Source organism: Neobacillus driksii (genome assembly GCF_013409995.1).
GTDB classification, from domain to species: Bacteria; Bacillota; Bacilli; order Bacillales; family Cytobacillaceae; genus Neobacillus; species Neobacillus driksii.
In genome coordinates, this window is the sequence record NZ_JACCBX010000005.1 from 172179 (window position 1) to 185823 (window position 13645).

A 13645-nucleotide genomic window follows, 5' to 3' on the forward strand; every position below is an offset into this window, starting at 1 on the left:
AAGGAGAGCACCTAAAATAGGTGCTCTTCTCCAAAAACTTATTTGGACTGTTTAATGATGTCATTTCCTCTTTCTTCAATTGTTTTCAAGCCTTCTTCAATACTAAGCTGGCCAGATACAACTTGGTTGAGGATACTTGTATACACTTCTGTTTCAATTTGTGTCCATGCCGGAATCGGTGTTGAAATACTAGGATACTTTAACCCTTCAATGAAAATATTGAACTCTGGATGATCCTTTAAATATTGCATATCTGCAAGATCTTTACGGATAGGAATTCGAAACGGGTAATATTCTCCGTTGATTTTCTCACCCTTCATGATCATTTCCTGTGCTTCTTTAGAACCTAGATATTTAATTAGTTCAATTGATGCATCAAATTTTGCACCTTCGACTCCAGTAGGGATGCTTAGCATATAAGTCGAAACATCTGCGCCTTTTCCTGCAGGACCTTCCGTCATTGCTGCGGCTCCAACTTTAAAAGTGTTTCCTGATTTCCAAATGTCTGTAACTCCCCAAGGACCTTGGAATTCCATCGCGACTACTTGGTTGCGGAAATCGGCCATTACACCTCCGCCATCTTTATTGGTGGTGTCTGGAGGAGATGTTTCTGTAACCAGCTTCTTGTAAAATTCAAGTGCTTCTTTTGCTTCTGGTGAATTAACTGCAATTTTATATTCGTTTCCATCCTGTTTTACTAACTCAGCCCCTGCCTGAGTCATAAACATATTAACCATCCAAGTGATATCATATGTTTGCTTACCTACAAGCCCGATTCCATATTGATCGATTTTTCCGTCTCCGTTCGTGTCGACAGTTAATTTTTTTGCAGCTTCATATAGCTCCGCCCACGTCTTTGGAGCCTCTTTAATTCCAGCCTTCTCAAATAAATCTTTGTTATAAACTAACTGAATCGTATGCCCCAACCAAGGAAGTCCATACACTTTCTTTTCATATAAAGCTTGATCCCAAGACTGCTCATAGTAATTATCTTTCAGACCACTTAATTCTTTCGTTAAATCGTTAAATCCTTGCTGAGGTGCCAGCCCAAGTAGATCTCTGTATGCTACTTGAATGACCTCTGGAGCTTTTCCGCTTAGGATCTGTGTTAATAATTTTTGATCTCCTTGAGCACTACCAACCAATTCAACTTTAATATTCGGATTCTTTGCTTCGAATTGATTCAAAACTTCACGAACTGCTAAGCCCCTGTCAGAATCACTAGGCCATGCAATTTGCATTCTAATAGAGACAGGCTCTTTTGATTCGCTTTTTTTACCTGGGGTTGAACTTTCTTCTGCATTGCCACAACCCAATAACCCTAAAGACAGTGTCAAAACTGAGATTACTAGCAAAATCAACTTTCTCATAAAAAACCACCCTTACTATTATTTTTATATACAATTAAAGCTGCATTGCTGCTTTATTGAAGATTGATAGATGTTGCAGATATACATATAGTGCTTCATAGGAGTAATATTTTTTTGCAATGTCAAAGTTGATATCCGTGACATCCTTATATAGCTTTGCATCAGAAAGGATGTTCCTTGCTTCTGCTCCTGCTGATATGATTTTTTCATTCTCGACTTCTACTAATCCTTGATCATTTGTTGTATGTTTAGCGCCAAGTGAAATAAACGAAAATCCTTTATCCTGAATGTCAGTTAAATAGACCGGATATTCATAAACAACCATCGGTTTATTTGCAAAAACAGCCTCTAACAGCTGATTCCCCCAACCTTCTAAAATGCTAGGATATGTAACTAGATCCGAGAATACGTAAGCATCCCATAAAGAGTAAACCTTTTCATTTTTCTCGATGCTTCTTGAATGGGCGATTTTATCATTTACAAACCTGATATCTACACCCAGACTTTCAGCCTTATTCTTTAAGTCTTGAAGGTACTGAGGAGTGGACTCAGGTAAGCCTGCTAAAACATAAACGATTTTGCTGTTTTCACTAAACAATTTTCCATTATAAAGGTGCTTTAATTTGTTTAGATGAATGGCACTTTTCATTTCACTTACGACTTCAATTCCCAGCTCAATCGCTTTTCTTTCCGTGATTCTGGTAGCTTGTAAGACAAGAATGTCATTTTCCCCTACATCGATCGACTTTCGAAAATCTTGGTTATAATCATCAACTTTCCAAGTTTCAGCTTCAAAGTTAAAAACATTCGGAACAACCGTTGCAATAATTCCTTTTCGCTCCTCCAGCTCTTTCTTGGCAATCTGGTTGATGACAACATGAGTGATATTATCTAGATTTGGTGGAAAGTATTCCTCAAGATAATCTTGGACAAATCCGCAGGTTGGTTTGCTGTAACGTTCCCTTTCCCAATGGAAATCATGGTGATGTGCGACAAATTTTATCCCTGATTTTTTCGCCGCATTCGTAAAGGCAATTCCTGCTGACAATCCCCAACCCAAGGACCAAATATTATTCGGAATCATGATGTCGATCTTTTCTTTTTGGATGAAATCTAGTAGTTTTTGCTCAATTGTATGTGCATAATCGAGAATTTCTTTTTTCAATGAATCTTCATCAGGATAATCCTTTAGGTTGTCATAAGCATTCTCAACAATGCGTTCATTAATAGGATGCTTATAGTGAAGCTCTTCAATGATATATGAATCTACTAAACCTTCACTTCCTGCTAAAAAAACAACCTCATGCCCCATTCGTTCAAAAATCAGTTTCCATTTTTCCATTTCAAGTGAAACTCCGTCGGTTTCACCAACTCGAAAGTGGGTTAACGCTATTTTCAAAATTGTCACCTCATTTTATGTATTTTTGTTTTTTACCGAAAACGTTTTTGGTAAAAAGCAAAAAAAAATTATTTCTTACAAGGAGCTGTTGTTTCTCTAATAATCAATTCACAAGGTACCACCACTGGGTATGGCCGATATGTAGCTTCATCAATAATTTTCATCAATAAGTGGATTGCTTCACTGCCCATTACATATTTTGATTGTCTCACTGTGGTTAGGGCTGGTTTATGTTGTGAAGCTTCTTTAATATCATCAAACCCAATAACAGATATGTCCTCAGGCACCCGATACCCATTTTCTATCAAAGTTTCAATTACAACAAGTGCCATACTATCACTTGCAACAAAAAATGCTGTAATATCTTTATGTTTATTTAATACGGTTTTGGTGGCTTCTTTCGTTTTTTCTTCTGAGAAATAACCAAGATTCACTAGGTCAGAATCGATCTCAATTCCACCTTCGCTTAGTCCAGCTTTATAGCCATATAGCCGGTCAAAACTAAGCTTACCAATTTCATCCCCGCCGATGAAGGCAATCTTTTTATGCCCAAGGCCTAACAAATAGTTAACAGCTTTCTTCGCTCCTAAGTAGTTGTTTGACTCTACATAGCTGCATCTTTCACCCTCTAAAGGTAAATCTATCGCTACGCATGGGATGCCGCTTTCTTGTAATTCAACCAGCTGCTCATTTTTCTTTTTCCCTTCTCCAGTCAAAATCAAGAATACACCGTCAACTCCCCGTTCTCTGCAAAGCGTCGTATAGGTTGCTCTATTTTTATTAGAATTCGTAAAGATAAGCAAGTCATACCCGGCATTGCCAGCTACCTCTCTGACAGCAGAGATTACTTCAAGGAAAAATGGATGATCAAACCCGGAGTTCATTTGATCACCAAAAAAAACCCCAATGGTATAAGAACGTTTTTGAACTAAACTTTTGGCAGCAGCATTAGCAAAATAATTTAATTCCCTTGCCAGTTGAATTATTTTCTCTCTTGTTTGTGGATTAACATCCTGGTAATTATTCAGTGCTCTAGAAACTGTAGATACAGATACTCCAGCTCTTTTCGCGATGTCTTTAATAGAAGTCATACTTTTTCACCTAAATTTCCGAAAACGTTTTTGGAATCTGTATACATCTTAACATGACCTTGTTATCGTTTACAATTTTTTTATAAAATATTTTTTAATTTTTTTAATGCTTCTGTAATAGACACCTATAAAACCATGACTTATTAATAAACATTTATTCATCCCACGAAAGGGAACGATTCAATTCTCGTCCAAGCCTCTCCGCAGTTCTTTTCAAGTTATTCCGTATAACTTCTATTATAGAAATTATCTCAAAATTATTGAGACCACTATTAAAATTGAGTACATATACACATGAAAACGCTTAATCCAAAAAAACATGTGTACAAATAAGAAGAATCGCTCTTCTTATTTTTCCGCTACGATAGACCCTTAAAATGATTGCAGGAAGTAATCGTAATGCAACACTAAGCACTCTCCGCAGCAAGCCTAATCAGTACTGGGAAGACCTTCGGCTCGAAACAAGAGTCATCCAGGTACTTAGTTAAGCAACTAAGTTAAGCACCTGTCTCTTCCAATGACATGGCCCTAGTACTTTCAATATCAAAAAAGTTAACGTAACGTTTGATTAGAATCGATACGAGCCCTTTTGAAAAATGAACTTTGGCTATTATTTATGATAAATTATTGTCGAGGACTTGGTTACAATATTTGAGATACATCCACAAAACCTGAAGTGGAAGACAGATTTTGACTTGGAATGACAAAAATTGCTGTTAATCAAACGATTGATTAGATTTAGAAATTACCTCTTGATGTTAAGGTTCTTAAACTTATTTAACGAAGAATATTGTCTAGACTTGTAGCCTGCCTGTATTAGAATATAAAAAAGCGTAAAAAGACCTTTTTACAAGTCCTTTTACGCTTTTTAATTACTTATAGGAAACAATTAATTGACAATCCCCATCAATACTAAATTCTTCTAAACCAACCGGAATAATAAAGTGCGTACCTTTGTTTATTGTATAACGCTCCCCATTATGAACAAGGCTTCCTTCCCCATTAATCACACTCATCAATAAGTACTGATTATCATACGAGAAAGTAGATTTACCGCTAATATCCCATTTATACACAGAGAAAAACTCAGATTCTACGAAAGTAGTAATGGTGACATTTTCCCTCTCCTCTACTTTTGGAGAAACACCGTTTTCCTGATGTGGTACATTAGTTACAGCAATCGCCTTTTCTAAGTGAAGTTCACGCAAGTTTCCATCTGCATCTCGACGGTCATAATCATATACCCTGTACGTCGTATCAGAGCTTTGCTGTGTTTCTAGCACGAGGGTCCCTTCACATAATGCATGGATCGTTCCACTTGGTACATAGAAAAAGTCACCGGGCTTAATTTTCACACGGCGTAACAGATCATTCCATTTACCTTCACTAATCTGTTCAATTAACTCTTCCTTTGACTGTGCATTATGGCCGAAGATCATGTCGGCATCTTCTTTACAATCAATAATATACCAGCATTCCGTTTTTCCTAGCTCACCATTTTCATGAACCTTTGCATAGGTGTCCTCAGGATGAACCTGGACAGACAAATCCATATTGGCATCCAATATTTTGGTTAACAGGGGAAATACCTCTTCCTTAGGATTACCGAACAACTCTGGATGCTCCTTCCATAACTGATCCAACCCCATTCCCGCATAAGGGCCGTTCTCAGTCACAGATGGTCCATTTGGATGTGCCGAAATCGCCCAGCACTCTCCTGTATTTTCAGTTGGTATATCATATCCAAACTCTGTTTTCAAGGCTGTACCGCCCCAAATTCTCTCTTTAAAAACCGGCTTCAAAAATAAAGGTTGCAAGAGTATTACCTCCAAATTCCGGTGACAGGCACCATTTTTAATTTGTTTTAATAAATGTTGGCGAAATAAAGGTGTTTTGGGTGATTTCATTATAATCACTATTTTGGAAGAAGAAGATAATAAAATCACGGAAATAACCTCGGGCATATCTACTTCATGATGAGAATTCTTCCGATTTGTTCTGCCGTTCTTTTCATATTATTTTTTGCAATTTCCGGTACCATGGCGGTTTTCAGTTCAACAGGGCCGGTCACAATCGTAAAGTAGGCACTAATACCTGATTCGTGTAAGGATGGGTTACCTTCAGAAATGTCACCTGCCAGTGCGATGACGGGAATTCTCTTCCTTTTTGCCAATTTAGCAATTCCTGCGGGTGCTTTACCCATAGAGGTTTGTCCATCGAGTTTTCCCTCGCCCGTAATGACGAGGTCAACTCCTTTGAGCTTCTCCTCGAAACGAGCTTGACCTAATATCAGATCTACACCTGATTCTAATTTAGCTCCCAAGAAACCGGCAAATGCCGCACCTAATCCGCCAGCTGCACCTGCACCTGGAATGTCTTGCAGGTTTAACCCGAATTGATTCAACACTACATCAGCAAAGTGCCTCAGACCTTCATCCAATTCCAAAACGATTTCTGGAGTGGCACCTTTTTGCGGACCGAATACATAGGCTGCACCATTTACTCCATGTAACGGGTTCGTGACATCACAGGCAACCCGAAAGTTCACGCTCTTTACACGTTCAGCAACCTTTTCTCCGTCTATTTTGACAATGTTATTAAGCTCCGCACCGCCAAACCCAACCATACCGCCTTCCTGATTATAAAACCGGTAACCAAGCGCCTGGAGCATTCCGACTCCCGCATCATTGGTCGCACTACCTCCAAGACCAACGATGATACCACTACAACCCTTGTCGATGGCATGTAAAATCATCTCGCCAACACCGTATGAGGTTGTTATTCGTGGATTACGTTTCACCTTCGTTAATAAAGGTAATCCACAAGCTTCCGCCACCTCAATAACCGCAGTAACTCCATCTCCTAGTATCCCGTATTTAGCATGAACAGACTCCCCAATCGGTCCGGTTACAACGGTTTCCACAAACTTTCCATTTGTAGCGTACACCAATGCCTCTACCGTTCCTTCTCCGCCATCCGCAACCGGCACCGTTTTGACAATAAAATTTGAATTCGCTTGTAAAAACCCCTCTGCGATAGCCTTATTTGCTTCAACGGATGAAAGGCTTCCCTTTAAAGAATCCATGGCTACTAAAATATTCATGATGAATCCCTCCTAAACCCTTAGTGAAATCTTCTATTTCTTTGCTATAATAAAATGACTGAAATCCTGGGGTGAACATGATGCGATTTGAAGAACGCGTACATAAGTTTGAATATAAGTTAAATGATACAGATGACCAAATTGTTGAATATATCGAAAAAAACAGGCAGGACTTTGTCAACCAATCAATTCAAAGCGTTTCCGCCAGCCTGTACACAGTACCTAACACCATTACCCGACTTTCAAAAAAGCTCGGCTATGATGGTTTTTCACACCTCAAAAGTAGTATTAAGGAAGAACTGGATTCGGCCAAAACTCCTGAAGAGGATAGTTCCTATTATTTTATCCAAAAGACATTTGACCTTATTGATATGGAACGAATCGAGACAGCTGCTAAGATGTTACACGAGTCAAAGCATGTCCTTTTCTTTGGTGTTGGCGACTCGGCTGACTTTTGTGACATGATGGCCCGTAATCTACGAGTAGTAGGTAAAACATCGGAACATTATATCCATCGTCATGAAATGATTCATATGCTGGATCAAATGAATCAACACGACGTTTTATTCCTGGTCAGCTTATCGGGTGAAACGCCACAAGTGCTCGAAATGGCTGAAAAAGCAAAACAAAGGGAGATTCCGATTATTTCATTGACCCACTTTACTCGGAACTCACTGCAAGAAGCAGCCGCAATCAATCTCTATTGCTATGCCCCTAAAAAAACAAAGAACGGTTACAACATTACTGATCGGACACCAGTGATGGTTATAATACAGACATTATCGCAATTTTATTGGGACCATTTTTAAAAATGTGTACATATACACATGAAACCGCTTTATATTTTTCTCTTTGTGTAAAAATAAGAAGAATCGATCTTCTTATTTTTTTTTTGTTACGATAAGACCATGAAATTGAAAACACTTTCACACCAACATGGAGGTAACTATTATGCAACTACAAGTTCTTACCTCACCAAGCTTAATTAGTACTAGAAAGGTCTTTGAATCAAAACAAGAAGCCATTCAGTACTTAGTAAACCAGCTCGGTGAAGCGGGTAAAATACATTCCGAAGAGAAATTTCTACAAGCCGTATTAGATAGAGAAAAACTATCACCAACTGGATTTGAAGGAGGACTGGCGATTCCCCATGGAAAATCAACAACAGTTAAGGAAGCATCGTTTGCCGTTGCAACCCTGAAAAAACCGCTATCAGACTGGGAAAGTATTGATCCGAACAATCAAGTACAATTAATTATCCTATTGGCAATTCCAGAGAATGAAGCGGGTTCTACCCACCTTCAATTACTTTCAGAATTTGTCACAAGATTATCAAACGAAGCTTATAAAAATAGACTTTTACATGCAAAAACAAATGCCGAGTTATATGATGCATTAGACAAAGTAGAAGCAGAAAAAGAATCAAAAGCGGCAAAAAGTTTGAATAAAACGGTTCTCGCGATTACAGCCTGTCCTGCAGGAATCGCCCATACGTATATGGCTGCAGAGGCCCTTATAAAAGCAGGTAAAGAATTAGGTGTCGAAGTATTTGTTGAAAAGCAAGGGGCAAACGGTATAGAGGATCGCCATACAACGACTTTATTGAAAAAAGCAGATGCGGTGATCTTTGCAAATGATGTAGCGATTAAAAATGAGGAACGTTTCGCACACCTGCCAAAGGTGAAAACATCCGTCGCAGCTCCGCTTCGTAATGCAACAAGTTTAATCCATGAAGCATTGGATAAGGCTGAAAAGACTCCTAAGAAGCAATACAATCCAAATCAAGCTGCTGTAGCAGATGAAACAGGAGAAAAATCATTTAAAACAGAAATTAAAGACTCAATCCTAACAGGTATTTCTTATATTATCCCGGTTATCGTTGCCGGTGGTATGACATTAGCCGCAGCCGTTTTAATCTCACAGGCATTCGGTCTTCAAGAGGTATACGCGGAAGAAGGTTCATGGTTATGGTTATTAAGACAGCTTGGCGGCGGATTACTCGGACAGTTGATGGTACCAATTCTAGCAGCCTATATGGCCTACTCCATCGCGGATAAACCAGCGCTTGGACCTGGTTTCGCAGCCGGTGTGGCAGCCAACTTAATTGGCTCAGGTTTCCTTGGCGGTATGCTTGGCGGTTTCTTAGCCGGTTTCTTCTTAAAGTTTTTAAAGAAAAAGATCCAGCCAAAGGGTACTTTTGCAGGATTCATTAGTTTTTGGGTTTACCCAGTTGTAGGAACTCTTGTTGTTGGTTCCATCATGTTATTCGTAGTCGGTAAACCGCTTGCTGCGTTAAACCAAGGCTTAGTAGATTGGCTTGGGGGCTTATCAGGTGCAAACGCCATCCTTTTAGGTGCCATCCTTGGTGCCATGGTTTCCTTTGACTTGGGAGGTCCAGTAAATAAAGCGGCTTACACGTTCTGTATCGGGGCAATGGCGAGCGGAAACATCGTTCCTTACGCCGCTTTTGCTTCTGTTAAAATGGTTTCCGCCTTCTCTGTAACAGGCGCGACGATTATCGGTAAAAAATATTTTACAAAAGAAGAACAGGAAATTGGGAAACAAACATGGCTTCTTGGTTTAGCAGGTATCACAGAAGGCGCAATTCCATTCATGATTAACGACCCATTACGCGTAATTCCTTCCTTAATTGCAGGATCGGCCGTAACAGGTGCAATTGTTGCTTATTTCAATATTGGGTTAAATGTTCCAGGTGCAGGTATTTTCTCCTTAGCGTTAGTACAAGGACAACCAATCCTTCTCGCTGCCAGCATTTGGTTTGGAGCAGCGATTATCGGAGCTCTTATATCAATGGTATTATTAATCGCCACTAGAAAAAGCAAGTTGAAAAAGGAAAATAAAGAAGTAGCTGTAACAAAACAAGCGGCATAATCATTGAAAAAAAAATACGGTACCTAGGGTAAATTCCTTAGGTACCTAAAATATTTGGAGGACATCATGAAAAAAGTTCATATCATACCCCACATGCATTGGGACAGAGAGTGGTACTTTTCAACCGAAGAATCTCGGATTTTGTTAGTTAACAATATGGAAGAAATCATGGAAATGCTTGAAAACAATCCAGATTATCCTTACTACGTATTGGACGGTCAAACTTCCATCCTTGAAGACTACTTTGCAGTAAAGCCAGAAAATAAAGAGCGTGTTCACAAGCTCGTCCAAGCAGGTAAACTTATCATTGGTCCATGGTATACCCAAACCGACGAAATGGTTGTTGGCGGAGAATCCATTGTTCGCAACCTTTTATACGGACTAAAAGATACAGTGGAATTCGGCCAACCAATGATGATTGGTTACTTGCCGGACTCATTTGGTCAATCATCTCAAATGCCGCAAATCTTAAATGGCTTTGACATTAAGTATTCGATTTTCTGGCGGGGTACTTCTGAACGTCATGGCACAAATAAAACGGAATTTTATTGGGAAAGTGATGATGGTTCTAAGGTTCTTGTTCAATTATTCCCATTAGGCTATGCCATTGGTAAGTACCTTCCTGAAGATGAAGAAAAACTACAGGAACGTATCAACAAATACTTTACTGTTCTTGACCGCGGGGCAACAACTGAAAACATCATTCTTCCTAATGGTCACGACCAAATGCCGATTCAAAAGAACATTTTTACGATCATGGAAAAACTTCGTAAGTTATACCCGGATCGTGAATTTTTCCTAAGCAAATATGAAAATGTCTTTGCAGAACTAGAAAAGAACCAAACTTTACCGACGATTCAAGGTGAATTTTTAGACGGAAAATACATGCGTGTTCATCGAAGCATCTATTCGACTCGTATGGATATTAAAGCAGCGAACGCTCGGATCGAAAATAAAATCACGAATATCTTGGAACCATTGGCTTCCATTGCCTATTCTTTAGGCTTTGAATATCATCATGGTTTAATCGAGTTGATTTGGAAAGAAATCATGAAAAACCATGCTCATGACAGTATCGGCTGCTGCTGCTCTGATAAAGTTCATCGTGAAATCATCAACCGTTTCTTCCTAGCAGAAGAAAAGACCGATCAATTGATTGAATTCTATAAGCGAAAAATTACCGATTCCATCGACACTACTCGTGAAGAGGATCGATTAACAGCATTTAACCTGCTTCCTTATGAGCGTAAAGATGTGGTCACCACTACTGTTATTACAAAACTAAATTCCTTTACACTTGAGGATGCAGATGGAAGTACCATTCCACTTGAAGTATTGAAAAAAGAAATCTTGGATCCAGGCTTGATTGACCGTCAAATTGTTCACTACGGCAACTATGATCCATTTTTCCAATATACGATTCAATTACAAGATTCTATCCCAGCGATGGGTTATAAAACATACTTTGTTGTCAACGCAGAAAGCAATATGGGTAATACTCTGGTTGAAAAAGATTCCATTGAAACAGATTATTATGTTATATCTGTGAATCCTAATGGAACGTTGAAAATCTATGACAAACAGCTTGAAAAGGAGTTTGACCAAGTGCTCCGTTTAGAAAACGGCGGAGATGATGGTGACGAATATGACTTCTCACCACTTGCTGATGAAACACTTATTTACAGTGACAATGTTGAAGCAGATGTAAAAATCACTCAAAATCGTTATGAAGGACAAATCGATATTCAAGTGAAGCTTGATGTACCTGGGGATTTAGAAAACCGTAAAAAGAATAAAGTGGATCGATTTGTTGAAGTTCACTGGAAAGTAAGAATCCCTAATCACCAGTCAATCATAAAGATTGATGCTGAAATCAATAACCATGCGAAGGATCATCGTCTTCGTACATTGATTCCGACCGGGATTGCTTCTTCCTTCTCAGTTTCAGACAACCAATTCGGTTTCATTAAGCGCAATGTTTATGATTCAGCAATGGATTACTGGAAAGAAGAAAATTGGGATGAGCGCCCAGATTCCATTTATCCAATGCTTACATTCGTTGGTCTTTCTGATAATGAACATGGAGTTAGCGTTCTAACCAACAGCACACGCGAATTTGAAATCGTTGATGAAAAGTATGATACGATTGCGATTACTTTATTCCGCAGCGTCGGTGTATTAGGTAAAGAAGAAATGCTAAGACGACCAGGTCGTCCATCCGGTATTAAATTACCAACCCCAGACTCACAAATGCTTGGTAAATTGAACTTAGAGTTTGCGATACTAACACATAAAAGCTCAACCACCAATGCAAATGTCGGCAGGGCCGCAAAGGAATATACAACACCGATTCAGATGTACAACAAAATACCTTATAACGCAATGAAATTAAATCCTACTGGCATCAAAACACCAGTAAGTTTTAGTCTCCTAGAAGAAACAAGCAATAATACTGTTCTCAGCACATTGAAAAAAGCAGAAAAAGAAGATCGATTCGTTCTTCGATTCTTCAACCCGACTGAAACAGAAATTAACGGATCATTTACTATCAACCGTTTCATCGATCAAGTACAAGAAGGAAACCTGAACGAAAAAGCAGTTACACCGTTGAAAATGGAAAACAACCAATTTACCGTTCCTGTAAAACATAATCAGGTAAAAACAGTACTATTATAGTAAAAAGGCGTGAGAGCTCCTCTAATTTAGGGATCTTTCACGCCTTTTTGGTATATTTGTACATCATTTATAGCTATTCCAGTAAAAAATTTTTTATAAAAATATCAGGAAAAATTTATTTTTATTTAAAAAAATCTAATACTTAACAGGTAATCCCAATGAGCGGCTCTCTTTTTTACCCAATCGGACATATATTTTGAATGAAATCGAATTTTGTAAAAAAACAGGCTCATAGTTTGCGATTTTTTTAAGGTTCTTTTAGAGAAAACTAGACAAGCAGTTCAAGAAACGCTTCCATGATCATCACTTCTTTTCCTAACAGGAAAGAAATCGACAACCACCCACCCTAACAATTTTCAGGGCAACTCCATTCTATAACTATTTAGCTATCAAACAACCTATCATTTTCGACAAAACTCGGGAGTGACGGGCATCGCTATTAAAAAAAATTACTTTTTACCCTGTTTGCCTCTCCACTCAATAATTTTTATTGTATCGAGACAATTATCTGTTATTTTTGGGGGAATTTTTAACCGTTTATATTGTGGATTTTATCACCGTTTTTTACATAAGGATATGAACTAGAAAAGCAAAAAAGCGTAAAGGACCTTAATAAAGCCCATTTACGCTTTTTATTTTACCCAGCCAGCATGGCATATTTGGCCAATTACCTTCTCACTTGCATTCATTTTTTGTATTAAGGATATTACGTTTGGAAATCGACGGATTTTATCTGGAGCCCATCCCCCTGGTACTAATATTGCATCAAAGTTATCCGCCTTAACATCGCCATACGCGTATTCCGATTGGGCAGGTACTCCGTACTCCCCTATATATTCTTTTCCGGCCTCTTCCCCAGCTAGATGGACAATGGCTCCTTCTTCTCGAAGTCTATAAATCGGATACCAAAGTTCCAAGTCTTCAAACTCATAATGCTCCAGGCTAATAATTTTCGTTCCTTGTAGTCTCATATAATCCAATTCCCTTGTAGATTTAAACTCAATCACTACAGTGAAGAATCAAAAAGAATCCACTAGTAACCCATGTGGATTCTTTTTGATTTTACAGTTGGTACTCAATCCTATTAGTACATGCTGCCAGCTGGAACTGGCTC

At 38.7% G+C, this 13645-nt stretch carries 8 protein-coding genes and 1 pseudogene; 3 read left to right on the forward strand and 6 right to left on the reverse strand.

From position 1 onward, the window contains the following. Positions 1–38: 38 nt before the first annotated feature. The 5 genes from F4694_RS12740 to F4694_RS12760 form a co-directional block, all read right to left on the reverse strand. Entirely contained in the window at positions 39–1370 is a 1332-nt protein-coding gene (locus tag F4694_RS12740) for an ABC transporter substrate-binding protein (protein ID WP_179598389.1), read from the reverse strand. 34 nt (positions 1371–1404) lie between these two features. Then, positions 1405–2769 carry a glycosyltransferase family 4 protein gene (locus F4694_RS12745; RefSeq protein ID WP_179598391.1) on the reverse strand — a complete coding sequence of 455 codons (1365 nt, stop codon included), beginning with the start codon at positions 2767–2769 and terminating at the stop codon, positions 1405–1407. A 68-nt stretch (positions 2770–2837) separates the two neighbouring features. Continuing rightward, positions 2838–3860 carry a LacI family DNA-binding transcriptional regulator gene (locus F4694_RS12750; RefSeq protein ID WP_179598393.1) on the reverse strand — a complete coding sequence of 341 codons (1023 nt, stop codon included), beginning with the start codon at positions 3858–3860 and terminating at the stop codon, positions 2838–2840. 872 nt (positions 3861–4732) lie between these two features. Continuing rightward, on the reverse strand, positions 4733–5677 hold the full coding sequence (gene manA / locus F4694_RS12755) for a mannose-6-phosphate isomerase, class I (RefSeq protein ID WP_257029222.1): 945 nt from the start codon (positions 5675–5677) through the stop codon (positions 4733–4735). Positions 5678–5826: 149 nt separating this feature from the next. Then, on the reverse strand, positions 5827–6963 hold the full coding sequence (locus tag F4694_RS12760) for a glycerate kinase family protein (RefSeq protein ID WP_179598397.1): 1137 nt from the start codon (positions 6961–6963) through the stop codon (positions 5827–5829). A gap of 77 nt (positions 6964–7040) precedes the next feature. On the opposite strand from F4694_RS12760, the gene F4694_RS12765 reads away from it, so the two are divergent. The 3 genes from F4694_RS12765 (at position 7041) to mngB (ending at position 12531) form a co-directional block, all read left to right on the forward strand. Then, positions 7041–7772, forward strand: a complete 732-nt coding sequence (locus tag F4694_RS12765; RefSeq protein WP_257029223.1) for a MurR/RpiR family transcriptional regulator — start codon at positions 7041–7043, stop codon at positions 7770–7772. 142 nt (positions 7773–7914) lie between these two features. After that, positions 7915–9855, forward strand: coding sequence for a PTS 2-O-a-mannosyl-D-glycerate transporter subunit IIABC (mngA, locus tag F4694_RS12770; RefSeq protein ID WP_179598400.1), 1941 nt, complete (start codon positions 7915–7917; stop codon positions 9853–9855). Positions 9856–9921: 66 nt separating this feature from the next. After that, positions 9922–12531, forward strand: coding sequence for a mannosylglycerate hydrolase (gene mngB / locus F4694_RS12775; RefSeq protein ID WP_218895638.1), 2610 nt, complete (start codon positions 9922–9924; stop codon positions 12529–12531). Between the two features lie 638 nt (positions 12532–13169). Here mngB and F4694_RS12780 read toward each other — a convergent pair. Beyond that, positions 13170–13502, reverse strand: a pseudogene (locus tag F4694_RS12780) (DJ-1/PfpI family protein); the annotation flags it as partial. Positions 13503–13645: the final 143 nt, after the last annotated feature.

What these genes read in the sequence shown, in the direction of transcription:
- mngB (WP_218895638.1), top strand. Translation starts at nt 9,922, where the DNA reads ATGAAAAAAGTTCATATCATACCCCACATGCATTGGGACAGAGAGTGG.
- F4694_RS12740 (WP_179598389.1), bottom strand. Translation starts at nt 1,370, where the DNA reads ATGAGAAAGTTGATTTTGCTAGTAATCTCAGTTTTGACACTGTCTTTA.
- F4694_RS12750 (WP_179598393.1), bottom strand. Translation starts at nt 3,860, where the DNA reads ATGACTTCTATTAAAGACATCGCGAAAAGAGCTGGAGTATCTGTATCT.
- F4694_RS12765 (WP_257029223.1), top strand. Translation starts at nt 7,041, where the DNA reads ATGATGCGATTTGAAGAACGCGTACATAAGTTTGAATATAAGTTAAAT.
- mngA (WP_179598400.1), top strand. Translation starts at nt 7,915, where the DNA reads ATGCAACTACAAGTTCTTACCTCACCAAGCTTAATTAGTACTAGAAAG.
- F4694_RS12760 (WP_179598397.1), bottom strand. Translation starts at nt 6,963, where the DNA reads ATGAATATTTTAGTAGCCATGGATTCTTTAAAGGGAAGCCTTTCATCC.